At 56.8% G+C, this 25,167-nt stretch carries 24 protein-coding genes; 12 read left to right on the plus strand and 12 right to left on the minus strand.

The window, feature by feature from the left end; translation table 11 throughout:
* On the plus strand, positions 1 to 598 hold a 598-nt coding region (locus tag ACEWL3_RS18750), incomplete at its 5' end, for a 2-dehydropantoate 2-reductase (protein WP_435001394.1).
* Between the two features lie 142 nt (positions 599 to 740).
* On the opposite strand, the gene ACEWL3_RS18755 is transcribed toward ACEWL3_RS18750, so the two are convergent.
* From ACEWL3_RS18755 to ACEWL3_RS18775, 5 genes are all read right to left on the minus strand, one after another.
* Positions 741 to 1,469: an amino acid ABC transporter ATP-binding protein gene (locus ACEWL3_RS18755; protein ID WP_386182808.1), complete on the minus strand. Its 729-nt coding sequence runs from the start codon at positions 1,467 to 1,469 to the stop codon at positions 741 to 743.
* Positions 1,466 to 2,122 carry an amino acid ABC transporter permease gene (locus ACEWL3_RS18760; protein WP_386182810.1) on the minus strand — a complete coding sequence of 219 codons (657 nt, stop codon included), beginning with the start codon at positions 2,120 to 2,122 and terminating at the stop codon, positions 1,466 to 1,468. Before ACEWL3_RS18760 ends, ACEWL3_RS18755 begins: the two co-directional genes overlap by 4 nt.
* A gap of 3 nt (positions 2,123 to 2,125) precedes the next feature.
* On the minus strand, positions 2,126 to 2,845 hold the full coding sequence (locus ACEWL3_RS18765; RefSeq protein WP_386182812.1) for an amino acid ABC transporter permease: 720 nt from the start codon (positions 2,843 to 2,845) through the stop codon (positions 2,126 to 2,128).
* Positions 2,846 to 2,904: 59 nt separating this feature from the next.
* Positions 2,905 to 3,771, minus strand: coding sequence for an amino acid ABC transporter substrate-binding protein (locus ACEWL3_RS18770; RefSeq protein ID WP_386182814.1), 867 nt, complete (start codon positions 3,769 to 3,771; stop codon positions 2,905 to 2,907).
* Between the two features lie 346 nt (positions 3,772 to 4,117).
* Complete coding sequence (locus ACEWL3_RS18775) at positions 4,118 to 5,044, minus strand: LysR substrate-binding domain-containing protein (RefSeq protein WP_386182816.1); 927 nt, start codon at positions 5,042 to 5,044, stop codon at positions 4,118 to 4,120.
* A 120-nt stretch (positions 5,045 to 5,164) separates the two neighbouring features.
* Between ACEWL3_RS18775 and cuyA the strand changes: the two genes are divergently transcribed.
* The 7 genes from cuyA to ACEWL3_RS18810 all read left to right on the plus strand — a co-directional run bounded on the left by cuyA (position 5,165) and on the right by ACEWL3_RS18810 (position 10,137).
* Complete coding sequence (gene cuyA, locus ACEWL3_RS18780) at positions 5,165 to 6,178, plus strand: D-cysteate sulfo-lyase (protein ID WP_386182818.1); 1,014 nt, start codon at positions 5,165 to 5,167, stop codon at positions 6,176 to 6,178.
* 11 nt (positions 6,179 to 6,189) lie between these two features.
* Positions 6,190 to 6,924 (plus strand): cysteate racemase, encoded by a 735-nt coding sequence (gene cuyB, locus ACEWL3_RS18785; RefSeq protein WP_386182820.1) that lies wholly within the window; start codon positions 6,190 to 6,192, stop codon positions 6,922 to 6,924.
* A gap of 238 nt (positions 6,925 to 7,162) precedes the next feature.
* Positions 7,163 to 7,597, plus strand: coding sequence for a c-type cytochrome (locus ACEWL3_RS18790; RefSeq protein WP_386182822.1), 435 nt, complete (start codon positions 7,163 to 7,165; stop codon positions 7,595 to 7,597).
* A 20-nt stretch (positions 7,598 to 7,617) separates the two neighbouring features.
* Positions 7,618 to 7,899: a copper resistance protein CopC gene (locus tag ACEWL3_RS18795; protein ID WP_386182824.1), complete on the plus strand. Its 282-nt coding sequence runs from the start codon at positions 7,618 to 7,620 to the stop codon at positions 7,897 to 7,899.
* 62 nt (positions 7,900 to 7,961) lie between these two features.
* The gene (locus ACEWL3_RS18800) at positions 7,962 to 8,342 is read left to right on the plus strand and encodes a hypothetical protein (protein WP_386182826.1); all 381 of its coding nucleotides are present in this window, start codon (positions 7,962 to 7,964) and stop codon (positions 8,340 to 8,342) included.
* Between the two features lie 74 nt (positions 8,343 to 8,416).
* Complete coding sequence (locus ACEWL3_RS18805; protein WP_386182828.1) at positions 8,417 to 9,715, plus strand: multicopper oxidase family protein; 1,299 nt, start codon at positions 8,417 to 8,419, stop codon at positions 9,713 to 9,715.
* Entirely contained in the window at positions 9,715 to 10,137 is a 423-nt protein-coding gene (locus ACEWL3_RS18810) for a c-type cytochrome (protein ID WP_386182860.1), read from the plus strand. Before ACEWL3_RS18805 ends, ACEWL3_RS18810 begins: the two co-directional genes overlap by 1 nt.
* Positions 10,138 to 10,156: 19 nt before the next feature.
* Here ACEWL3_RS18810 and ACEWL3_RS18815 read toward each other — a convergent pair whose 3' ends face one another.
* A complete protein-coding gene (locus tag ACEWL3_RS18815) occupies positions 10,157 to 10,723 on the minus strand; it encodes a Crp/Fnr family transcriptional regulator (RefSeq protein ID WP_386182830.1) in 567 nt (188 codons plus the stop codon).
* Positions 10,724 to 10,788: 65 nt separating this feature from the next.
* Here ACEWL3_RS18815 and ACEWL3_RS18820 point away from each other — a divergent pair, with 65 nt between their 5' ends.
* Together ACEWL3_RS18820 and ACEWL3_RS18825 are read left to right on the plus strand one after the other, a co-directional pair.
* Positions 10,789 to 11,310: a hypothetical protein gene (locus ACEWL3_RS18820; protein WP_386182832.1), complete on the plus strand. Its 522-nt coding sequence runs from the start codon at positions 10,789 to 10,791 to the stop codon at positions 11,308 to 11,310.
* 163 nt (positions 11,311 to 11,473) lie between these two features.
* Positions 11,474 to 12,580, plus strand: coding sequence for an AI-2E family transporter (locus tag ACEWL3_RS18825; RefSeq protein WP_386182834.1), 1,107 nt, complete (start codon positions 11,474 to 11,476; stop codon positions 12,578 to 12,580).
* Here the strand turns inward: ACEWL3_RS18825 and ACEWL3_RS18830 are convergent.
* The 4 genes from ACEWL3_RS18830 to ACEWL3_RS18845 form a co-directional block, all read right to left on the minus strand.
* Positions 12,566 to 13,966 carry a TRAP transporter large permease gene (locus ACEWL3_RS18830; RefSeq protein ID WP_114878045.1) on the minus strand — a complete coding sequence of 467 codons (1,401 nt, stop codon included), beginning with the start codon at positions 13,964 to 13,966 and terminating at the stop codon, positions 12,566 to 12,568. The two genes, ACEWL3_RS18825 and ACEWL3_RS18830, sit on opposite strands and share 15 nt — an antisense overlap.
* Complete coding sequence (locus tag ACEWL3_RS18835) at positions 13,966 to 14,595, minus strand: TRAP transporter small permease subunit (RefSeq protein ID WP_114880456.1); 630 nt, start codon at positions 14,593 to 14,595, stop codon at positions 13,966 to 13,968. The genes ACEWL3_RS18830 and ACEWL3_RS18835 overlap by 1 nt, the downstream gene beginning before the upstream one ends.
* Before the next feature lie 143 nt (positions 14,596 to 14,738).
* Entirely contained in the window at positions 14,739 to 15,758 is a 1,020-nt protein-coding gene (locus ACEWL3_RS18840; protein WP_386182836.1) for a C4-dicarboxylate TRAP transporter substrate-binding protein, read from the minus strand.
* Positions 15,759 to 15,847: 89 nt separating this feature from the next.
* On the minus strand, positions 15,848 to 16,135 hold the full coding sequence (locus ACEWL3_RS18845) for a cupin domain-containing protein (protein ID WP_386182838.1): 288 nt from the start codon (positions 16,133 to 16,135) through the stop codon (positions 15,848 to 15,850).
* A gap of 307 nt (positions 16,136 to 16,442) precedes the next feature.
* Between ACEWL3_RS18845 and acs the strand changes: the two genes are divergently transcribed.
* Positions 16,443 to 18,395 carry an acetate--CoA ligase gene (acs, locus tag ACEWL3_RS18850; protein ID WP_386182840.1) on the plus strand — a complete coding sequence of 651 codons (1,953 nt, stop codon included), beginning with the start codon at positions 16,443 to 16,445 and terminating at the stop codon, positions 18,393 to 18,395.
* Positions 18,396 to 18,548: 153 nt separating this feature from the next.
* Positions 18,549 to 19,151 (plus strand): flavin reductase family protein, encoded by a 603-nt coding sequence (locus tag ACEWL3_RS18855; protein WP_386182842.1) that lies wholly within the window; start codon positions 18,549 to 18,551, stop codon positions 19,149 to 19,151.
* 21 nt (positions 19,152 to 19,172) lie between these two features.
* Here the strand turns inward: ACEWL3_RS18855 and ACEWL3_RS18860 are convergent, their stop codons facing one another.
* Positions 19,173 to 23,150 carry a translocation/assembly module TamB domain-containing protein gene (locus ACEWL3_RS18860; RefSeq protein ID WP_386182844.1) on the minus strand — a complete coding sequence of 1,326 codons (3,978 nt, stop codon included), beginning with the start codon at positions 23,148 to 23,150 and terminating at the stop codon, positions 19,173 to 19,175.
* The gene (locus ACEWL3_RS18865) at positions 23,150 to 24,889 is read right to left on the minus strand and encodes an autotransporter assembly complex protein TamA (RefSeq protein WP_386182863.1); all 1,740 of its coding nucleotides are present in this window, start codon (positions 24,887 to 24,889) and stop codon (positions 23,150 to 23,152) included. Before ACEWL3_RS18865 ends, ACEWL3_RS18860 begins: the two co-directional genes overlap by 1 nt.
* Positions 24,890 to 25,167 lie beyond the last annotated feature (278 nt).

Consider the following 25,167-nt stretch of genomic DNA (forward strand, 5'->3'; position numbering starts at 1 on the left):
TGCGCAATGGGACGGTTTTGGTCCGGACCGGGTGCTGGGCTGCGTGGTTTATCCGGCGGCGGAGGTCACCCAGCCGGGTGTGATCAAGCATATTGAGGGGAACCGCTTTAGTCTGGGCGAACCTGACGGCAGCAAATCGGACCGCGCGATGGCCTTGTCCAAGGTGCTGAGCGCCGCGGGGCTGAAGGCCCCGGTGCGCCCACATCTGCGCGACGAGATTTGGGTGAAGCTTTGGGGGAACCTGTCGTTCAATCCGATCTCTGCGCTGACCCACGCAACGCTTGATGTCTTGTGCACAGATGCTGGCACCCGCGAAGTTGCGCGCAATATGATGATTGAGGCGCAGCAGATTGCCGAGAAGATGGGCGTTAAGTTTCCGATCGATGTGGATCGTCGCATAAACGGCGGCGCGGCCGTCGGAGCACATCGCACATCAATGCTGCAGGATCTTGATCAGGGTCGTCCGATGGAAATTGACGCGCTGGTCGGTTCGGTTCAGGAATTGGGCGGGATCACCGACACACCGACGCCGACAATCGACACAGTCCTTGCCTTGACCAAGCTGCGCGCGCGCAGTGCCGGGCTTTATGATGGTTAGGATCAGCTGTGGCCAGTGGCGACGCCCCACTGGCCCTGCGTCGGTAATCCAACGTCCAAATCAGCACCGTCAAACCGGCGGGTCAAACCACCGGTCAAATTGATGCAGCCAAGTGACCGTTCCCAAATCGGCACAAGTGCAATCAGTGATTGAGTATCTTTGAGAGGAAATCCTTGGCGCGGTCGCTTTCAGGGTTATCAAAGAATTCAGTTGTCGGCCTGTCCTCGATGATGGCACCCTCGTCCATAAATATGACCCTGTCGGCGACTTTACGGGCGAAGCCCATTTCGTGGGTGACAACCATCATCGTCATCCCTTCCTGAGCCAGTTCAACCATCACATCGAGCACCTCTTTGATCATTTCGGGATCAAGCGCCGAGGTCGGCTCGTCAAAGAGCATTGCAATCGGGTCCATGGCCAAAGAGCGCGCAATCGCGATGCGTTGCTGTTGACCGCCGGACAATTGGCTGGGAAATTTCTTGGCATGATCTGCCATGCCGACCCGTGTCAGTAACTTCTCTGCGCGCGCAACGGCCTCGTCCCGGCCCCGTTTGAGAACCTTTTCCTGAGCCAGGCACAGGTTTTCCAGAACCGACATGTGTGGGTAAAGTTCAAAATGCTGAAATACCATGCCAATGCGGGACCGCAGCGCTGTCAGATTTGCGCGCTTGGCCGTCACCTCATCACCGTCCACGGTGATCTTGCCTTTTTGTACAGGCTCCAACCCGTTGACACACTTGATCAATGTCGATTTTCCCGACCCAGAAGGGCCACAGACCACGACGACCTCGCCTTTTTTGACGCCGGTGGTGCAATCGGTCAGCACGCGAAAATCGCCATACCATTTGCTGATGTTTTCGATGCTGATCATGTGCTCATCCGGGATTTGAGGCTTCTCACCAGCATTGAGCCGGAGAAGCAGATTACGAAATAGACGACGGCGGCAAAAAGATACATTTCAACCAGTCTGCCTTCGGTGCGCGCGACAATCGAAGAGGCGGTCATGAAGTCGCGCAAGGACACCACAAAGACAAGCGATGTATCCTGAAACAGGATAATGCCCTGCGTCACGAGGATCGGGATCATGTTGCGAAAGGCCTGCGGAAGGACGACGTAGCGCTGTATTTGCCAGTAATTCAGCCCAGTGGATTGACCGGCGTGCACCTGTCCGCGTTTGACGCTTTGGATGCCCGCGCGCATGATTTCAGAGTAATAGGCAGCCTCGAACAATACGAACGCGATCAGTGCGGAATAAAACCCACCGATGGGACGACCAAGCGCCAGCGGCACCAGAAAATAGAACCAGAAGATCACCAGGATCAGCGGCACCGACCGGATCAGGTTAACGTAGGTGGCCGCGATCAGTGACAGCGGCAGGATGCCCGACAGCCGGGCCAGAGCCAGAAGCGTGCCCAGAAAAATACCGCCAACAATGGACAGGAAGGTCAGCCACAAGCTGAGCTGGAGGCCCTGCCACAGGAACGGAAGCGACGACCAGATCACGTTGAAATCAAAGTCTCCCATGGATCAGTCCTCCTTTCCGACATAGCCCGGAATGCGGGTGTATTTTTCCAAGATCTGCATCAACACGGTCGCGATCAGGGCGATGCAGACATAAATGACCGTCGCGGCTGTGAAGGCCTCGAACCCCTGAAAAGTGTATTCAGCGATCTGTTGGCTTTGGGCGGTCAGTTCCAGCAGGCCAATGGTCAGAGCCAGCGAGGAATTTTTGAAGACCGTAAGGAATTCCGAGGTCAGGGGCGGCACGATCATCCGAAATGAAATCGGCAGCAGTACATAGCGGTAGGTTTGGCCGACGCTGAGACCATGCGCAGTCGCAGCCGCCGTGAGGCCCGGTGGCACGGTTTCGATGCCCGCACGCACCTGTTCGGCGATGCGCGAGGCGGTATAAAGCCCGAGTGCCACGACAGCGGTGACAAATTCAGGGTTTGGCATGTCGCGCTTCATCCACCTGCCCCAGTCGTCGGGCAGCAATTCGGGCACGGCGAAATACCAAATGAACATCTGTACCAGCAGCGGCACGTTTCGAAATATCTCTACATAAGTGGCGCATATGGCGCGGATCACCCGGTTTGGCACCGTCTTTCCGACACCGACAAGCGCGCCGATCACGATGGCGATGCACCAGGCACTGAGGGCGACCGAGACCGTCCAGCCAAAGCCACTGATCAACCAGTTGAGGTATTGCTCCTCAAACAGGACGGCCCAATTCCAGTTATAATTCATCGCTCACGCCCCGCTTGTGAAAGGACCGGCAGGGAAAACCCTGCCGGTCCGGTTTTCGCTTATTCAGGCAATGCGCCAAGCTGGAATGCGGCTTTCAAAAGCGGATCAGCAGGAACGCCAAGCGGGTCGAACCACTTTGCGTAGATCGCGTCGATCTCACCTGACCGGAACACTTCCGCGAGCGCTTTTTTCCCGACCAGTTCAAAGGCGCTGTCATCGCGACGCACCATCAAAGCATAGGGGTCAAATGACAGGAAATCGCCGACAACTGCAAAATCATCAGGGGTTTTGGATTTTGAAATCAGACCAAAAAGCAGGATGTGATCGGTGGCATAAGCGTCCACGCGGTCTGTTTCCAGTGACAGCATGCCTTCGGCATGATCGCGCACTGGCAGAATTTTGACGTCCATTCCCGCAGCTTCCACAGCGGCCATGATGGCACGCTCATTTGTTGTTCCCTGGGCAAGCGCAATCGCCTTGCCTTCAAGATCGGCAACCGAATTGATCCCTGAATCCTTGCGGGTCAGGATTTTGGTGCCTGTCACAAATGTAGTCGGTAAATATTCGACCTGCTGCTGACGTGTAAGGTTGTTTGTTGTCGAACCGCACTCAAGGTCGATGGTCCCGTTCGCCATCAGCGCAATACGCGTCTTTGGGTTGACCGGCACATATTTGATGGTCAGTTCCTTATCGAGTTCGGCGGATACGGCCTCGACGATCTTCATGCACAGGTCGATAGAATAGCCGACCGCCTGCTGATTTTCGTCAAGATACGAAAACGGCACCGAGCTTTCGCGGTGACCAATTACGATTTCACCACTGGCGGCAATCTTGTCCAATGTGCCGCCGTGGCCTTCTGCGAAGACTGCCGGGGTCGAAAGGCCCAGCGCAACGGTCGCCGTCGCTAATACTTTTTTGAATGACATTCAGATACTCCCTGTTGATTTTGTTTATCGATACGTCCGAGGTTTCGATTTCTTATTGTGCGCGTATCATGGCCGCATGACGTTGCTGCGCCAATGCTAAATCCAAGATTTGCATAAAACAGACGTTAGCCAATCGTCATAGGCGCGTCTAATGCAAATTAGCGCTTACAAGTTGCGCAAAACGCAAGTTTAGCGATGCGCTTGAAAATGCCGTGGGTACAGCTTTGACTGTTTACCCAGTGAGACCAGCAGCAAGTACGACCGCTATTCAGAGCCGCACCCGTTATTTCAGCGGCGTAAAGGCGCGCTGTCGGCCTGAATGTTGAGCCATCGCGATATGCTTATCCTAGTCCGCAGAGTCATGCGAAATACGCTTGAGATGATCGGGCAGGACAATCTGGGACAAGATGTCCTGCCACGCGGTTTCAGATTGCGGCCCCCCACCTTCTGACAATCGGAACGCCTTGATGTCGAGTGGTTGCGCAGGCAGATCCGCCTCAAGCGAGACCAACGATCCCAGCGCCAGAGCCTCGACAACCATGGAGCGCGGCAACCATGCCACCCCGATCCCGCCCAGCGCAAATTCATAGGCGGCAAGCGTCAGCGCTGTTTCGGCCTTGGTCACGATCTGGATGTCATCGCTCAGGTGTGGTGCGATATTTCGGTCAAATACCTGGCCCAGAAAGACGTTCGAAGGATAGCTGATGCCCGGAATCTGGCTCGCCCCTACGCTGTCTTTCAATGCGGGGGCACAAACCGGGATCAGGATATCGCTTCCCAGTGTCAGGGTCTCAAAGGCCCGCTCAAGTGACGGCGTCTGCGCGTCTGGCACTGTGTACATCACCACAAAATCGACTTCGCCAGACAGCAAATGCATCAGGCATTCTTCCTGATTGCTTGATCGCACCCTTACCGAAGCATGACGATCTGCTGTCAGCGCACGCACGATCAAAGGGGAAACCGTTGTGGTGATTGCATGTTGGCAGGCAAAATTCAGCGCGCCGCCGGTCTGGCTGGTCGCGGTCTTTAATCTGTACCTGACTTTGCGCAGGCGCATGCTCAGATCGCGCAGCTCCGGTGCAAGTGCCTCGACCCCAGCCATCAGGGTGACGGGCTTGCGGCGGCGGTCAAAAAGTTCCGCGCCGATGCTCTCTTCAATCAACCGCACGCGACGGGTGAAGGCCGATTGCGTCAGAAGACGTTTTTCTGCCGCCCGCGCCAGTGAGCCATTGTCGAGCACCGCCAAGATGTCTTCGATCCACTCCAAACGCATCTGCCTCTCCAATCTTGCCGCAAAACTTGCATTCTTTGCAATTTATATGCGCTACTTTGCATTAGCTTTCGTCGTTTTGGAACGCTAAAAGGCGAATAGAGCAAATTAAGGATCTCAAAAATGCATCTTGCACGCTTTCCCCGCCGTTTTCTTGCCCACCTGCCCACACCGCTGGAGCGGCTTGACCGTTTGACCAAAGAGCTTGGCGGACCAGAAATCTGGATCAAGCGCGATGATTGCACCGGCATGTCCACCGGCGGCAACAAGACGCGCAAACTGGAATTCCTGATGGCCGAGGCCGAATTGCAGGGTGCCGAGATGATCATCACCCAAGGTGCCACTCAATCCAATCACGCGCGCCAAACCGCGGCTTTCGCAGCCAAGTTGGGCATGCAGTGCCACATTGTGCTGGAAGATCGTACCGCATCAAACAATGCCAACTACAACAACAACGGCAACGTCCTTTTGGATCATCTGCATGGTGCCACAACTGAAAAGCGCCCGACCGGACCGGACTTCAACGTCCTGATCGAAGAAATGGCCGCCGAGATGCGGGCAGATGGCAAAAAGGTCTATGCCATCCCCGGCGGTGGTTCAAACCCGACGGGCGCTCTGGGCTATGTCAACTGCGCCTTTGAGATGCTGAACCAGGTGAACAATAGCGGTATGAAGATTGACCACATCGTCACCGCCACAGGCAGCGCCGGGACACAGGCTGGTCTGATCGTCGGACTGAAAGCGATGAACGCGCAGATCCCGCTTTTGGGCATCGGCGTGCGCGCGCCCAAGGCCAAGCAAGAAGAAAACGTATACAATCTGGCCTGCAAGACTGCGGAAAAACTGGGATGCCCCGGTGTCGTTGCGCGCGAAGACGTGGTGGCCAATACCGATTATGTTGGTGAAGGCTACGGCATTCCCACCAAGAGCGGTCTTGAGGCGATCAAGATGTTTGCTGAACTTGAGGCGATTTTGCTCGATCCGGTCTATTCGGCCAAAGGCGCTGCTGGTTTCATCGATCTGATCCGCAAGGGTCATTTCAAGAAAGGCGAGCGCGTCGTGTTCCTGCACACAGGCGGTTCGGTCGCGCTCTTTGGGTATGACGCCGCTTTCGATTTCACCGACCGCTGGTCCTGATTGGTCGCGGCATGAGGGAGACTTCTGGCAAGTTTCGCAAAATCGGCATTCTGGGCGGCATGGGCGTCGAGGCCACTCTTGAGTTGATGAAAAGGGTGCATGCGACCACCGCCGCCGAGGATGATCAGGATTACATTCCGATGTTTGTGGATATGAACCCACAGGTTCCGTCCCGCATTGCCCACCTGATTGAAAAGACTGGGCCCGATCCGGGTCCAGTTCTTGCCGACATGGCAATCAGACTGGAACAAGCCGGTGCTGAGGTACTGGCGATGCCGTGCAACACCGCGCACCTTTACGCGTCGGAAATTGAGGCAAGTGTCGGCATCGCGCTTTTGAACATGCCAAAACTCGCTTGTTCAGAAGTGGCGCAGGGGATGACGCGGGGTGCCATCGTCGGCATTCTCGCCTCCCCCGCGACCGACATCACCGGTCTTTTTGGGAATTTTCTGTCTGAGTTCGGAATAGCGACCGCTTATCCCGAAAATGAGGCGGACATTCTTGCATCGATACGCAGGATCAAGAAGTCAGGCCCAAGCGACGCGGATATCGCTCTTCTGGAACGAGAGGCCAAGGCCCTCGCCCAGCTTGGCGCGGAAAAAGTGATCATCGGGTGCTCTGAATTTTCGCTGATCAGCAAGGACATTCAATCGCCGGTTCTGGTCTTGGATACGCTCGACGTCCTTGTGCGTGCGATTGTCACATTCTCCGGTGCCCGCGCCAAGGCTGACATCCGGATCCCCTGACGATGTCCATTAAGTCAACAAACCCGCGCGTCAGACGTCCCTGATCGCGCCTTTTTTTGCTGCGTTCCGCTTGGCCGTTGCGGTAACGCCGCCGACCCTTGATGTCGGGTATCCGAATGATTCACTTCAATCACGGTGGTGTTTTGGATGCTCTCGAAGCTGTGATGATAAAACGTTTGACCTTCCACTTACCGGAAAGTCTAGGTATGCCCAAATGCGCAAAGATTCAGAGACTTAAATGAGATTAGTTAACACCTTAGGGGCGATCGTAATTGTTGGCGGTCTTGCCTTTGCCTTTTGGCCGACGGCTGAGCGCAGTTCAGATGCGACATCTGGTGATAGCATCGCCGGGGCCGCTCTGGCGGATGTACTTGTACCTGAAGCGTTGTCTGAGAATGCCAAAATCGGCAAACTGGCGTTTGAGGGCAAATGTTCGTCTTGTCACGGCACCAACGCCGCAGGCAAGGAAGGCATGGGACCACCCCTTGTCCACATCATCTATGAACCGAACCATCATGGTGATGAAAGCTTTCAACTGGCAGCAAAGTCTGGCGTGCGGGCGCACCATTGGTCCTTTGGCAATATGCCTGCGGTTGAGGGTATTACGCGCGGTGACGTGACAATGATCGTCGCCTACATTCGGGAATTGCAGCGCGCAAACGGGATCAACTGACGGCCAAAAGAGGAATAACCTTGAAGCAGATTTTTCTTACAGGAATGATCGGGTTTTGGGCAACGGGCGCGCTCGCACATTCGCCGCTCGACAGCACAACACCCGCCCATGAGGCCACCATCTCTGAGGTGCCGTCCGAGGTGTATTTGGACTTCAAAGGCGATATTCGCCTGACCCGTTTGACGATGCAGCATGGTCCTCATGCCAGTTCCGATCTGGACTTAAGCGGGCACCCGGGGTTCATTTCTGATTATGCCATACCGATGCAGGGCATGGGCAGTGCAGATCATGTGATTGAATGACGTGGAATGGGGTCAGATGGCCATGCTCTGAACGGAACATTCGGCTTCACTGTCGAGTGATCATGTCTGATGTCTGGGAGTTGGCGGCAATAGCGACAAAGTTTGCCCTGTATCTTGGGGTCCTTATAGCGGCAGATACAATCATTGCTGCCCTGTTGTTCCGACCGAAGCGCTATCGCGGCCTCTGCTTGAGTTTCGCCATTCTCGGCCTTTTGGCTGCAGGACTGTCGTTCTCTTTGCGCGGTGCCAATCTGGCCGGTGATCCAAGTGGCATGACGGACCCCGAAATGTTGGGGCATTTATGGATCACCCCTGTTGGAACCGTTCTGATATATCTCGTCGCCGGACTTGCGGCTGCGAACAAGCTGCGGTTCATTCCCGCGCTACAGGCGAACGATCCAATTGCAGCGAGGCACCTTACCAAATCCATTTTTATCGAATAGCTCTTGATCCTGACCATTCTTGCTAACACAGCCGTTATGACATCCAATCTCACTTTGCCAACATGAGGACCTCTATGAACAGAAGGCAATTTTTGGCTTCCGCGTCCGCGATTGCGGTCTTGCCCGCGCCCAGCTTGGCGGCACCGGACACCTTAAGGCTGCGGGCAGAAGCCGTCACACAGCAGATACTGCCGGACGGCGACGGTGCCACGTCCATGCTGGGGTTCAATGGATCAATGCCGGGGCCGACACTGCGGATGGGCCGAGGTGAACGTGTCAAAATCGACGTCGAGAATGGGTTGGACGAGGGCACAACGGTGCATTGGCATGGCATCAGGCTGGAAAATCAGATGGACGGTGTGCCGGTCCTGACGCAGGACCTGATCAATCCCGGCGACACCATGACCTACAGCTTTGTTCCGCCAGATGCGGGCACCTTTTGGTATCACTCGCACTACATTTCCCATGAGCAAGCCGCGCGCGGAATGATCGGGGCGCTTATTGTCGAAGACGACACACCACCGGACGTGGATCATGATATCACCGTTTTACTGTCAGACTGGCATATGCAGGAAGATGGTAGCCTCGTTGAAAGCTATTCGAATATGCACAACCTGGCGCATGGCGGGTATATGGGGAATTTCGCCCGTGCGTTCCTGTCTCAAGCACAAGTCAGATCAGGGGATCGGGTCAGGTTTCGGTTGATCAACGCGGCCACGAACCGGATCTTTCCGGTGACCATAAGCGGTGTCAGCGGACAGATCGTCGCGTTGGATGGCATGTCCCTTGCTGCACCACGTCCGTTGACAGAGGTTGTCCTGGCACCGGCGCAACGGGTCGACCTGATCGTCGATGTCACGGGCACTGTCGGTTTCGATATGACGACCCGTCAAGGGCCCTATCAACTGGCCACTCTGACAACAGACGGCACCAATACGGACAGGCAGTCAGCCCCGATTTCACCCCTTGCCGCTCATGATCTGCCCCGTCCGGGCGAACCCACCCAGCACCTGACCCTGACAATGATGGGGGGTGCCATGGGTGGACGCCACGGTGGCGACAACATCTGGGCGTTCAACAACGTCTCGGACCTTTCCGAAGATCCGTTCGGATCCTTCCAACGTGGGGAAACCGTGCGAATAACGATGATAAACGACACATCTTTTCCGCATGGCATCCATTTGCACGGCCATCACTTTTTTGAGGTTGGCGAGGATGGCACGTTGGGTGATGTGCGCGACACGACTTTGGTAGAGGCCGGGGCAAGCCGCGATATTATTTGCGTCTTTGACAATCCCGGTCGGTGGCTGCTGCATTGTCATATGCTGAGCCATGCTTTTGGCGGGATGCGAACTTGGGTAAATGTCGCGTGATGCGGATCGTCGCCATTCTGATCGTGTCAGCCACGACCGCATTTGCCGATCACGAGCTGGAAGGTCGCAACATTGTCGAGGGTGGCACACTTTACGCCGAGAATTGTGCATCATGCCACGGTGCAAAGCTGGAGGGGCAACCAAACTGGCAGTCACCAGATGCGAATGGCGTGCTGCCCGCCCCGCCGCATGATGAAACGGGTCATACGTGGCATCACGACAACGCATTGCTGTTTGAATATACAAAGTTCGGCGGCAAAGCCGCACTTGCCACACGTGGCATTCCCGACTTCAACAGCGGGATGCCAGCATTCGAGGATGTGATCACCGATGATGGCATCTGGGATATTCTGGCATACATCCGATCAACCTGGCCCGAGCACGCGCAACAGGCGCAGGCAAGCCGCAATCCGCCGCATTGAGCGGACACCGAACGGTCTATCACGCCATCGCGTACCGGCCCCGGCCAACCTGAACCATTCTTCCCGCGTCACACAAAGCCCGTAATGCGCGGTAACAGGCTTCATGCGTGAGGTTGATGCGGCTGGCAAACTCGGGGACCGTCGATTTCAGATACCCTGCCTGAACAGCCGCCATGACCCTTTCCTGGGCGGAGCGGATGGCCAGAATTTCAATATGGGCGCGGTAGTGCTGTACCTGAATGGCAAGCAGTCGCGTGACCCCTTCACTGAACGCAGGGCTCGAACGCATATTTGCAATGACGTCATCTTTTGCAATTTTCAGGATGCTGCCCGCTGCGGTGCAGACGGCATCACAGTGATATCTGTCCGAAAATATCGACGCTTCGGCGAAATACCCACCTTGCACCGCCCGATGCAAGGTCAGCGTATCCCCATCCAGAGTTGTTCTTCTGAGGGTGACACAGCCAGAAATAACCCGGTAAAGCCCGGACGTTTCCTGATCTTGCCGAAAGAGCACGTCACCCTGTTGCATCTTGGTTGTACGGCTCGCGTCAGGGGGCAGATCGCTGAAGGGGTCAATTTGCATATGATCGAGATCATATGTCCGTTCCTTGGCATTGGGTACCCTCTTTCAAAAATCAGGAGTGTTCGATGAAATTAGGTCTTCTCACTGCAACAATGGTATTCATGGCAACCAATGCCACGGCCCAACATGCAAACCACGGCCATCAGATCCTGGAAACCGGCCAGTCCCAGTTTGCTGCCATCGCCGAGATCGTCGCATCACTGCGCAACAATCCTGACACCGATTGGCAGCGGGTCAATGTTGATGCCCTGCGCGCGCATCTTGTTGACATGGACAATGTGACGATGAAAGCGACGGTAGACAGCACCGTGACCGATATGACCGTCACCTTCGACATCTCCGGCGACGCAAGCGTGGCCGCATCCATTCAGCGTTTGGTTCTGGCGCATGGCCCCATGTTGCAGCAGACCACCAACTGGCCAGTCATTACAGAAAAGCAGGTGGGCGGCGCAAGGATGGTTCTTCAACTTTCATCTGTGGAGGAGATAGCCGAGGTAACAGGGCTTGGATTTTTCGGGTTGATGACCATCGGCGCGCACCATCAGCAACATCACATGATGATCGCCATGGGTCATTCGCCCCATTGAACACGTTGCAGTAGGAATAGTCCGGGTCGTGCGGCTTGGTGCGGCTGATTGGGGCGTACAAAATGGAAGGAATATGTCATAACGCGATCATAATTACGTGAACTTTTCTGCACCTGATGCGTTCTTGCATGACTGCCGCACATCACATCATCGGAGACCCCTCTTGAACGACATTCCCTCGATCCGCCGTTCGCTCCAAATCCTTGTCCTGCTTGCCTTGTTCGTCACAGCCTATTTCGCCCGCGATTTGATCTTGCCTATTTTGCTTGGGTTTCTGCTGGCGCTGACGCTCAGCCCGCTGGCCCGTGGTATGGCCAGAGTGGGTGTGCCCCATGCCGTCAGCGCCGTCCTTTTGGTGACAATGACCGCTTTGGCGGTGCTCACGGTCGTATTGGGGTCGGCTGGTACCGTGGCATTATGGAGTGACGAGATTCCAAGCATGACTGCCGAAATCCAGCAAAAGATGCGCGGCATGTCAGATGCAGTCGAAAGCATGCGCGAGGTCACGGAAGATGTCGAAAATATGGGCAACAATGGCAACCCGGCAACCGAGGTGATTGTCAAACAGCCCGGGTTGCTGGACACGGCCTTTGATACACTGGCCCAGATCGGTACGACATTTGCCGTGACGGTGGTTCTGGCGATGTTGCTTTTGGCGTCAGGCGAGATGTTTTATCTCAAGCTGGTGCAGGCGATGCCGACGTTGACAGGCAAAAAACGTGCGCTTTCCACCGTGCACAACATTGAACGGCGGGTGTCGCACTATCTGCTGACGATCACGCTGATCAACGCGGGTCTTGGTCTGTGCGTCGGGCTTTATCTGACGGCACTTGGCATGCCCAAGGCCTATGTCTGGGGTGTCGCGGCGTTTCTGCTGAACTTCCTGCCCTACATCGGCGGCTTTGTCGGGTCTGCATTGGTTGCCGCCTTCTCTATCGTGACGTTTGATTCCATCGGTTATGCGCTTTTGGCCCCGCTCGGGTACCAAATTCTGACCGCTGTTGAGGGCCAATTTGTCACCCCTTGGCTGGTTGGTCGTCGGTTGGCTCTGAACACGGTCGCGGTCTTTTTGACAGTGGTCTTCTGGGGGTGGCTCTGGGGCATCCCGGGGGCACTTGTGGCGGTGCCATTTCTGGTGGTCTTCAAAGTCATCTGCGAAAACTTTGAACCGCTGCGCACCATCGGGAATTTCCTGTCAGGCGAAAACATTGAATACACCGAAAAGGACGAGGAAAACCGTGTAGCCGCTGGTGCCTCAGCCAGCGAGTGACGGCAGCCACAAAACAATCCCCGGAAACGACACCAACAGCGCGATGGTCACGGCATCCGCGACAAAGAACGGGGCAACCCCTTTGAACACGTCCTGTACGGTCAGGTCATCGCGCACCCCAGCCACAACAAAACAGTTGAGGCCGATGGGCGGGGTTATCAAACAGAACTCTGCCATCTTGACCACCAAGATCCCAAACCAGATCGCGCACATCGGACCCGACATGCCAAAAGCCGCATCCGCAGCTGCGACGTTTTCGCCGCCGTTCAACGCCATAACTGCAGGATAGACCACAGGCAGCGTCAACAGCAGCATACCGATCGCATCCATGAACATACCCAACACCGCATAGGCCAGCAGGATACAGATCAGGATCAACATGGGTGACGTGTTCAACGAGGTGATCCAGTCAGCAAAGGCATCTGGCAACTCGGCGAAACCTAAAAACCGTACATAGATCAAAACGCCCCAGATGATGGTAAAGATCATCACTGTCAACTTGGCAGTTTCCAGCAACGCTTCTTTCAATTGCCCCCAGCGCATGCCCTTGTAGAGTGCCATCAGGAACACGATAAACGCGCCTACGGCACCCCCTTCGGTCGGGGTGCCCCAGGCATCGCCAAAAGGGTTGTAGACAAAAAAGATGATGATCACGACCACCGCCACAATGGGCAGTGCTGGGGGCAGGCTTTCGAACCGCTCACGCCAGCTGAACCCGGTGACGGGCGGACCGACGTTTTTCCAGATCATCGCAATCCCGATGATCAGGGCGGCGTAGACGACCGCTGAAAACGCACCCGGAATAAACCCGGCCAGCAACAATTTGCCCACGTCCTGTTCAACGATGATGGCGTAGATCACCAATATCGCCGAGGGTGGAATGAGCGAAGCCAGCGTGCCGCCCGCCGCGACAACACCCGCCGCAAATTGCTTGTTATACCCAACCTTCAGCATCTCCGGGATGGCAATACGCGCAAATACCGCCGCCGTGGCGACAGACGCGCCTGAAACAGCAGCGAACCCTGCCGTGGCAAACACCGTTGAAACCGCAAGCCCCCCCGGCACCCATGCAAACCACCGTTTGCAGGCCTCAAAAAGTGCCGTCGTCAGCTTGGCGTAATAGGCCAGATAACCGATCATGATGAACACAGGGATCAGGCTGAGAACCTGCGCAGACACCTTGGAATGCGGCGTCAGCCCTGCAATCTTGACGCTGATTTCGACGGCCTTCCAGAACCGTGCCGGATCATAGTCAAATCCGTTCCAGCGCAGCCAGACCAGCCCGACAAATCCCGCCATCGCCGCCGCAAACGCAACCCGCATGCCCAGCAGAACAAACACCAGCATACCACCCGATACCCACAGGCCAATCTCAATGGGATCCATCATGCATCGTCCTCTAGTATGGCAGCTTCAGCCATCGCCTGTTCTGCGATGCTTAGTGACAGGGGCACAGCAACAGGGTTTTCCAGCCCCAAGATCAGCGCCCGGGCATAGCCCCAAGCCTGCAACACGAGCCGCAGCACAAGAATGCCGAAGGCGACAGGCACGACCAGTTTTGACGGCCAGATAGGGATCCCGATGTCGATGGATGAATCACGGCTGCACAGGGGCCGTGCGCAATCAAAGGAGCGGTCAAAATGTTCCCAGGCCCCCCATGTCAAAGCCACGATCAGCAGCAACATCAGCAGGACAGAGATCAATTCAAAGAGCCAAAGCACCCGGCCCTTTAGGGCGTTGACCAGCATGTCCATGCGGATATGGCTGCCGTCGCGCTGCACATAAGACACGCCCATGATTGCGATGATCGGCATGGCCGCTTCGATGTAATCCACGTAGCCTGCCATGGGCGAAGAAAAGAACTTGCGTCCGGTGACAGAATAGGCTGCCAGAAACATAAGCGAAAAAATCGCAAGGCCCGACAACAGCGCGCAGAACCGTTCAAGAGGCAAAAGCGCGCGGTCAAGTTTGCTGAGTAGGCTGGAGTCTTCCAGCACTGCCGCTGATCCTGCCATATGTCCCCCTATCCGACGTTTATCGCCGTTTTTGGCAAGTCACGACCGCTCGTGATTTGTCAAAAACGGCGCAAGGCGGGCCGCAAGGCCCACCTTGCCAATCATATTGCCGTTTGGCAGGCCAATGCCCCCCGGTAACGGATTTAGCTTCCGCCGGCTTTGGCGTCTGCCAGCGTTGAGACGACCAGATCATAGAGTTCCTGACCCGGCAGACCCTGCGCTTCCATGTCGGCAATCCACGCATCACGCGCAGGTGCCGCGGCAAGGGCCTTGAACTCTTCGATTACGGCAGGGTCGATCTCGACTTTTTCGACACCCTTTTCTGCCAGCACGCTGTCCCATTTCTTGAGCAGCTCGGCATAGTTGGCCAGATAGTGATCCAGCGCTTCATCGACGGAACTATCAAGCGCCTCACGCTCTGCATCGCTGAGCGCCTCATAGGCGTCGATGTTGACCACAACAGGGCAATTCACGGTGCCGGGGTTCAGGTTTGCCGTCCACCATGTCGCCTGATTGATCGTGCCAAACGACAGATGCGCATGTTGAGCAAAGGCAACGGTGTCGACAACACCGGATTCCATCGCCTGGTAGGCTTCAGTAGCCGTTACAGATGTCGGCACAGCGCCTACAGCCTCGAACGCTTTGCCAAGACCACCTGTGGCCCGCACCCGCATACCTTTGAAGTCTTCAAGAGTCTTGCGGGGGGCACCGGTGCCGACCAAATTGTACTGCGGCATCGGGGATGTCATCAGCAGTTTGGCATTCCACTGCGCCATTTCCTCTGCGGCAGCCGGATGGGCGTAAACGGCCTTGGACACGGCGCGCTCCTGCTCAAGGTTCTCAACCCCAAGGAACGGCAGTTCCAGCACGGTGACAACCCGGTTCTTATCCGCGTGATACCCAGCGCAGAACTGCGCCATTTCGAACGCTCCGATGGAAATTCCATCAAGGTTCTCGCGGTTCTTCGACAACCCGCCATAGCTGACGTTCATGGTGAATTCACCACCCGTTTTTTCTGACACCAGCTCAGCAATTTTTTCGACATGCTCGGTAAACGCGCGGCGTTTGCCCCAGACGGATACATTCCATTCGGTCGCTGCAGCCTCGGTCACAAATGCGAAGCTAAGGGCGCAGACTGCTGCGCCGCTCAAATACTTGGTCATTGATTTTTCTCCCTTTGTGCGCGCCAGTGGCAGGCGCGCTTGGGATCAAGCTAGCGTGGGGAATGCACCCTGCCAACCCCTTGGACGTGCTATTTAAGTTCGACTTCGACAAAGGACATGGCCGCATCCCCACCATTGACCACATTGTGGTTCACGCCCTTTTCGCGGCGATAGCTGGTGCCCGCCGCAACATCGACCTTCCGCGTGGTGCCGCCCGGCTCTTCCAGCACCATTGTGCACTCGGTCAGCGTTGTAATCACATAGTCCATGCCATGCTCATGCCATCCGGTTTCTGCACCGGGGGCAAAGTCAAAGCGGGTGACGCGCACTCGGGCATCATCGATCATCTGGATTGCGGTGGCCTGGGGACGGGTCATGGTCTGTGTCCTTTTGTTTTTTGGCGCATCTGGCGTCAGTACTCTATAGTCGAATGGGCATTTTCCATTGCTGCGGCAACCACATTGACTCTCAATCCATTTGGAAAACAGAGGTTTTGGCAATTTTCCTGCAGAACTTTACAAATTTTTTCTATTTTCGGAAAAAGATTTACAGCGAAACCATTGCAAACCAGTTGCTTATTCCCTTCTTTTCAATCCGCGTTATGATCGCGCGGAAGAGGATGCGCATGTGGCCAAAGGCCATCTTGTGCAGATCACGACAGCACCACCAAGGGAGGGAAGATTCATGTCCGACACAGCAAAGACCTATCCGCCATCGGATGCCATGGCCAAGGGCGCGCATGTGAATGCGAACCGCTATGCCCAGATGTATGATGCGTCGATCAAAGACCCTGACGGGTTCTGGCGTGATCAGGCCGGGCGCGTGGATTGGATGAAACCGTTCACCGAGGTCAAGGACGTGGATTTCACCCTCGGACAGGTCAAGATCAACTGGTACGCGGATGGGCAGTTGAACGTCAGCGCCAATTGTATCGACCGCCATCTGGCGACCCGCGGCGACCAGACCGCGATCATCTGGGAACCGGACAGCCCTGAGGATGGTGCCAAACACATCACCTACAAAGAATTGCATGCACAAACCTGCAAGATGGCCAACATCCTGCGCGATATGGGCGTGGGCAAAGGCGACCGGGTGATTATCTATATGCCGATGATCCCCGAGGCCGCCTATGCGATGCTGGCCTGCGCGCGCATCGGGGCAATCCATTCGATTGTGTTTGCAGGTTTCTCGCCCGATGCTCTGGCCGCGCGTGTGAACGGATCAGAAGCCAAAGTCGTGATTACCGCTGACTATGCCCCACGCGGCGGCAAGGCGACGCCGCTCAAGGCGAACGCGGATCAGGCACTCTTGCACTGCAATGACAGCGTGAAATGCCTGGTGGTCAAGCGCACAGGCGGTCAGACCACTTGGGTCGAGGGCCGCGACCACGATTACAACGCGCTGGCAAATGATGCCGCAGACACCTGCGACCCCGAGGCGATGAATGCCGAAGACCCCTTGTTCATCCTCTTTACCTCAGGCTCCACCGGGCAGCCCAAAGGTGTCGTGCACACCACCGGCGGCTATCTGGTCTACGCGGCCATGACCCATGAAATCACCTTTGATTATCATGATGGTGACGTCTATTGGTGCACGGCGGATGTCGGCTGGGTCACTGGACACAGCTATATCGTTTATGGGCCGCTCGCCAACGGGGCCACGACGCTGATGTTCGAAGGGGTGCCGACCTACCCTGACGCCTCGCGGTTCTGGCAGGTCTGTGAAAAGCACAAGGTGAACCAATTTTACACCGCCCCCACCGCCATTCGCGCGCTGATGGGTCAGGGCAACAGCTTTGTCACCGGATGTGACCTGAGCAGCATCAAGGTGCTGGGCACCGTGGGCGAGCCGATCAATCCCGAGGCCTGGAATTGGTACAACGAAATTGTGGGCGGCGGGCGGTGCCCGATTGTGGACACCTGGTGGCAGACCGAAACCGGTGGCCACCTGATGACCCCCCTGCCCGGTGCCCATGCGATGAAACCCGGTGCAGCGATGAAGCCGTTTTTTGGCATCAAACCGGTGATATTGGAACCCACAACAGGCGAAGAGATCACCGGCAATCCGGCCGAAGGGGTTTTGTGCATCGCCGACAGCTGGCCAGGTCAGATGCGCAGCGTCTGGGGCGATCACGATCGGTTTGAAAAGACTTACTTCTCTGATTACAAAGGCTATTACTTCACTGGTGATGGTTGTAAACGGGACGCCGATGGCGATTACTGGATCACCGGGCGGGTCGACGATGTGATCAATGTATCGGGTCACCGCATGGGCACCGCCGAGGTCGAAAGTGCTTTGGTCGCACATCCCAAGGTCGCGGAAAGCGCCGTCGTCGGATATCCGCATAAAATCAAGGGCCAAGGCATCTATTGCTATGTCACCTTGATGGGCGGTCAGGAACCAAGCGATGAGTTGCGCACGGAACTGCGCAATTGGGTCCGCACCGAGATCGGGCCGATTGCGTCGCCCGACCTGATCCAATGGGCACCTGGCTTGCCCAAGACCCGCTCGGGCAAGATCATGCGTCGGATTCTGCGCAAGATTGCCGAAAACGATTTTGGTGCACTGGGGGATACGTCCACACTCGCGGATCCATCGGTGGTTGATGACCTGATCGAGAACCGGATGAACAAGTAAGCGCGTGCGCGCCATGGGCTAGGACCATTCGCGCCGATCGACGTAAAAAGGGCATCTCTTATGGTGCCCTTTTTTAAGATGCTCATGTAATGTTTCGCAAATTGGCCACAACCACGCCGATTTACGGTCCTGTTGATGCTATAGATTTCTGGCGTGAAGCATGTCGAGTTCCTTGAGAAAGACGCGGCCAGCGGCACCGCCCGTTCTGGACAATTGCGTGCTGCCGTGGCACCGCTGCCGACCATGAGCAATGACATGAAATCCTTTCAGCCAAATGGCGACACCGCACAGCAATTGCGCAGCGCCTTTGGGCGGTATGGGACAGGTGTCACGGTTGTCACCACCCAAACAGCAGCCGGTCCATTGGGCATAACGGCCAATTCATTTTCATCCGTGTCGCTTGATCCGCCGCTGGTGCTTTGGTCGCCCGCGATCACATCAAAACGGCATGACGCATTTGCGACTGCAGCGCACTTTTGTATCCATGTTCTGGCCGCAGATCAGCGCGCGCTTGCAGATCATTTTGCGACCCAAGGCCACGGGTTCGATCACTGTGACTGGTTCGAAGGCTTTGGTGGCGCACCGACGTTGCGCGGGTGCCTTGCGACCTTTCATTGCGACACCTATGCGGTGCACACGGCAGGCGATCATTCCCTGATCCTGGGCCACGTCAAACAAGCCGCCGAACTTCAAAAAGCAGGTCCGGGACTGATGTTTGATCAAGGGCGTTACGGCGTTTTCAGCGAAGACGGCTAAGCAAAGCCCGGCAGCCGACGCTCAATAATCCTTCTCAAAGAATATCCCAAGACTGCTGTTTCCGTCTGACCCCAAAGTCGCCTTACCTTTGAGGTTGGGTGTGATGTCGAGGTTGAGTGACACTTCGCCCGTTCCATCCGATGCCGCTGTCACATCGGTATAGACATTTTCAGACAGGTATTTGCCCGCCCGCACCGCTGTTGCGCCGTCATCCGTGGTGGTGACGTCAAAGTCATCCAACCCAAATCCATCCCGCAGGTTTGATATGATGCCGCTGCCGCCGCGCCCGGCAAGGGTCGCGACCGCGCTTGCCAATTGAAGGGCCTGGAACGCGGATATGTCGCTGATGTTGCGGCCAAACAGCAACTGCGCCAGCACTTCGTCCTGCGGCGCTTCGGGCGTGGATTCAAATTTGACCTCCGGCGCGTCTGCCGGACCTTCGACAACAACGCGCACTTCTCCGGTCCTGGTGGTCGTGGACGATACGAACCGCAAATAGGGGATCAGATCGCCCTGAAACTGCACCGATCCCTCGACCAGATCAAACCGTTTGCCCAAAATATCAAGCCGCCCTCGGATCAGCGAAAACCGCCCCGCCGAAATCACGCGGTTGGTGCTGCCGGTCAGGTTCAGCGCACCGCCCAATTCGGCATCCAGCCCACGACCACGCACAAATATTCGGTTTGGGGCGCTGATCCGCAGGTTCAGGCCAAATCCCGGCCCTGTCGCCCCATTGGCCGGATCATCCCCTGCGGCAGCACCTTCCAGTCCGGCCTTATTGCGGGTCGCGATCACGCCGGGCCGCGCGCCCACATGCGTCATTGGCGGGATATCCCCGATGCTGGTCAACCCGGTAGAGGGGACATTGACGTTGGTTTCCCCCACATCGACCTGTCCGCTGATCAGGGCACCACCCGTCAGGGGGCCGGCAAGTCGCAGATTGCCGTTTATGGAGGTTCGGTAAAGCTTGGGGTCAATTAGAACAATGTTTTGCAGCCCGATTTGAATGTCTGCTGGCAGGGACGGAGTCAGCGTGATGCCACCGCCGATTGCCAGACGCCCGCCATTGATCGCATCTGCCGTCACATCCAATTGCGCGCGGTTGTTGGACAGACGCACGTCGGCAACCATATTCCGCATCGCGATGCGCAGGTTTGGTGCACTGAGAGTGGCATCGGAGGTCTGGATCGTGCCGGTCACCGATGACAGTTGGGCGGGTCCATTGATCGCAAGATCGAACCGCGCCTGCCCCTGCAAATCTCGCGGTGCGATAAAAGGCTTGCTGAGCCCCAAAGGCGCTGTTCCTGCCACATCCAGATCCAGCGTGCCATTGCCATTCACCAGCCCGGCAATCGTGGCCTGGGTGCCTGAAGGACCGGTTGCATTTGTGTCCAGCCGCCAGGCATCCCCCTGTTTGCGCGCGGATCCGGTGATGTTAAGCGGACCTGATACCTTTTCAACCAACGCCCCGATATTGGGCAGTAAGACGTCAAAATCGACAGCCGCCTCAGGGCCGGTGACAACCCCCTGAACAGAGGCACGCGTGGAATATGGCCCGGTCGCATTGGTATCAATCAAAATGCCATCCGGCGTTTGGCGCACCACGCCTGTTGCTGCAAGCGGGCCAGATACCCCCGGTACCAGCGGGTTCACGTTCGGCACATTCACATCAAAGCTCAGCGACATATCCGGGCCGGTTGCCAGCCCTTCGACCAGGGCGCGCGCACCGTATGGCCCGGTGGCGTTGGTATCAATAAAGAAACCCTGATCCGTCTGACGCAGTATACCTGTGGCACTCAGCGGCCCGGTCACCTGTGGCACCAGTGGGTTGAGGTCGGGCATCGCCACATCAAAGCTGACATCAATCATCGGCGTGACCAGCCCCTGAACGGTGGCGCGCACGTCATATGGCCCGGTTGCATTGGTTTCAATGAGCCACCCTTTTGGGCTTTGCCACAGTATGCCTTTGGCTTTTATCGGGCCGTCGATCTGTTCCGCAAAGTGTTTGACGTCTGGCACATCTGCCGTGAAAGTCAGCGCCGCATTCGGCCCCGTCGCCAGCCCCTTTGCGGTCAGTGCGGCACCATATGGCCCATCTGTTATCGCATCAACGGACCAGCCGCGGGTGTCTTGGGTCGCGGTTGCGCTGACTGTCACGGGGCCGTCATATTTCGGCACCACCATTGACAGATCGTTAAGTTTGAAGTCCGCCTGAACATTGCTGTCGTCGGTGCGCAACTCTGCAGAGCCGGTCAGGCTGAGGGCGGCATTCTCCAACACCAGATCACGCATGAACGTACCGTTCTCGTTGCGCTGCGCCTCGACACTCAGCGTAGTCAGCCCCGCCAACACTGCGTCTGCCTGCGCGATGCCGGTCTTGATGTCTTGTGCAGTGCCGGCGGCCACAAGATCAAACTGCCCGCCAAGCGGGGAGACGGTCCCTTTTAGAGCCAGTTCCGTGCTGCCATCAATCTCGCGCCCCGCAAGCGCCGAAAACCGACTTAGGTCTGCCGCGCTCAACGCCATGTCCAGACGTGTCAATAATCCGCTTTCCAGACCATTGATCACCGCTTTGCCCTTGAGCCCATAATCAGCCCCGGACAGATCCAGATCACTGATGCGGATCGGCTGACCTTCGATGTAATTGATATTAGCCTTGCCGGTGATTGCATCGCCAATCGCCTCGGCGCTGGCTTTGTCGGCAAGGCTGAGGCCCGCCGCATCAAATGTCATGTCGCCCAGAAACTGGCCCACAGACCCAAGATTGCCTTGCAGGGTGCCCAGCAATTCAAGCTTGGTCTTTTCGATCTGAATGCCGGATGTGTCCAGATCGGTGATGTTGAATCCTGCGTCAAAAACCTCGCCTTCGGCGGCGTTATATGCCACCCGCAGATCAACCCGCGCCACTTTGGTTCCCTCGCCCGAGATAGGCAGCAAGATCGGGGTGCCATCTGGGTTCGCAATTGCGCCGGTGATATCAATGAACGTGGGCCAGCTTTCTGCGTTCAGGTTCACCTTGCCGGCAAGATTGGCGGCTTGGGCGTCCAGCGTGAATGCGCTGACCTCAACGGCACCATTGCTTTCGCGCAGGGCATCAAGGGTCAATTGCACGTTGGTGCCAAAAAATTCGCGGTACCGGGGGGCAAGAAGGGCCGTGATGTCACCGCCAATGTCGGCCTGGATGCGCCGGTCGGGGGTATCGGACGCCCGGCGCGGTGTTTGTGCGCCCAAGGTGATTGTCCCTGCCAGACGTTCCTGACCGTCTGTGGCAATTTTTACGTTGCTGGCGAAGTCATCCAATGGCCCCTTGCCTGCGATGGTCATGTCCACTGACGGTTGATCAGGGATGTTGAGCAATCGGGCGGCGATGCCTTTTTCCTCTTCGGCCAGTTTCAAAAGCAATTCCAATATGTTGTCGGACCGCTTGAAATTGGCCTTGATTTCGAACTCACCGCGTTTTGCGTCTGTACGCTTGGCGACAAAATCCAGATCGCCCACGTCATCGGTCAACCGTGCGTTCGCTTTGATTGCCAGTTGCGCTTCTTCCCCCAACACAGCTGCACCAAGGTTTATTTCGTCCACCGAAAAGTCAGCCACTTCGATGGAAACGGGCAAATCCGGCAGGCTGAACGGTTTTGCCTCCGCATCGGGCAGCGGATCGGCCTCCGGCACTGGCAGGCGTGGCACATCGAGGCGTTTGGCCGTCAGGCTTTGCACCTCAAGCCGGCCGCGCAACAGTGCTGAGCGGTTCCAGTCAAGCAGCACATCCTCAAGCGTCAACCACGTCCCGTCCTTGTCCGAAATCGTCATGCGGTCAAAGGACGCTCTAGAACTGAGCGCGCCGGAAAAGCCGTCAATGCTGACACTGCGCCCTGCCCCGCTGAGCGCGTCTTGAATGGCGTTGGTCAGGAACCCTTTGTCGTCATCTTGGGCATGGGCCAGCGAAAAGGACATCAGCATGGCCAATAGAGGCGCGATGATATAGCGCAGGATCTGCATCAGAATGCCTGCCCAATGCCAATGTACACCTGGAAATTCTCGACTGTAGCGGGCCCGGATGTCGGCACCCCGACATCGAGACGAATGGGGCCGATCCCGGTTGCATAACGCAAGCCAAGCCCGGCACCAGAGTGCACCTGACCCGAACCGTCATAGAATTGTTCAGCCCCGATATAGCCTGCGTCGACGAAGCCGACGATGCCAATTTTATCTGTCATCTTGAGCCGCGCTTCGGCAGAGAGACCCAGAAAACTACGCCCGCCCACAACATTACCACCACCCAAGTTGACGCCAAGCGATTGATAGGGCTGCCCGCGCACAGTGCCACCGCCACCGGAATAAAACAGATAATCCGCCGGTGCCTGAGAAAGCTGCGGGCCGTAGACAGACCCCAATTGCCCGCGCAAGGCAAAGGTGACGGGGCGTTCTGTGCCAAATGTCTTGTAGCCGCGCACGTCAATATAGGAGCGTAACCCGTTGTCGGCACCCGAAAGCGCCAGAAACGGGGTCAGCGCCGCCTTGGCATAATACCCTGACGTGGCATCCAACGTCTTGTCGCGATAATCAAATTCAACACTCAGCGGCAACGTCAGCAATGTGTACTTATTGGTGCCAAACGCATCCCGCGTCTCGGCACGGCGCAGACCGACACCCAAGGTATAGGTCCGGTTTTCATTGGCGATCCGCTCGATACCTGCTTCCAGATCCAGCTGGCGGGAAAAGAAGTTGACCTCGTCGAGTTGCGCCAGCTTGGCCAGTGCGTAAAAATCAGTATCCGCGTTGAACGTCGCAGGCCGCTCAAAGCGCGAACCAAGCAAATAGTCGGTGCCGCCGGTGCTGCCTCCTATTCCTTTGATCTCGGCTTCAATGCGCAATCGTTCGGCCCCACCCAGCAAATTTCGGTGCAGCCAAAACGAGCTCAGCGTCAGCCCCTCGGTGGTGGATACCTCAGCACCAAAACCAAGCCGACGGGGTCGGCTTTCTACGATCTGTGCGGTAATGGGCAAGGTGTCATTCGGACCGATCTTGTCCGCCTCTATCAGGGCCGCGGCATTAAAGGCCCCCGCGCGCCGCAATCGTGCCTGCGCGCGCTTAAGCTCATCGGGCGAAAACACGGCACCCGTGGGCAAGCCCGCAATTTCAATGATCCGCTCGGTGCGCACATCACGGTTGCCCGTAACGGTCAAAGGGCCAAACCGCAGCCTTGGCCCCGGTGCCAGGCGCAAATCGGCGCTAATCACCCGATCTTTATGGCGCGCGGTCAGTTTCTGATCAGCAAGGGCTGCCTTGGCGTGGCCCTGATCGCGCCAGCCGCTGATCCCGCTGGCGACGGTTGCTTTGAGCACGCCTAGGCCAGCGGTCTGGCCGGTGGCAAACCCATCGGGCAATTCCGTGCCCGGGGCCAGCGGTGCAATTCTGGTGGCACCGAACCGAAACAGAGGTCCCGGTACAATGGCGATCATCGCCTGCCTGATCTGGCGTGGCGGATTGACCGGCGGGATTGCAGCCGCATCGACACCATCAAGCGTGATTTTGATGACCGGCCCAAAGTATCCCTGATCATAAAGCACCGCCAGCAGACGCCCATAATCAGCCTGTGCGGCGGCTACGACCTCTTGCGGGGTTGGCGTTGCGTCCTCGGCGGTTTGTTCAACCAACAATGATCCGCCCGCGAGAGTCTTATAAAGATCTGAGTCTTCGGGAATGCCTTTGATTTTGAGATCGGCGGCAGCAGCCATGTCAGCCGCAAGCAGCACGACACCGACAGCAAGCGCGCGGGCTGTCCAAAGCACCTTGTGCCATCCTACTGCCAATTGCACCACTCAAGGCCCCCCAACTCACACCATACACCGCATATAGCGGCATGACCTTATCTGTCGAGCAGACGGCCTTTTGCGTAGATCATACCTTGAAGCGCCGATCTGCTGCAATGAGTGTCTTGCTGTAGCGTAGGAATGTGAACACAAAATGCGGCGATCTATGTCATATGACACCGTCTGAACAGATAAGTGGCGGG

It is taken from the genome of Sulfitobacter sediminivivens (assembly GCF_042611115.2).
GTDB lineage: Bacteria > Pseudomonadota > Alphaproteobacteria > Rhodobacterales > Rhodobacteraceae > Sulfitobacter > Sulfitobacter sediminivivens.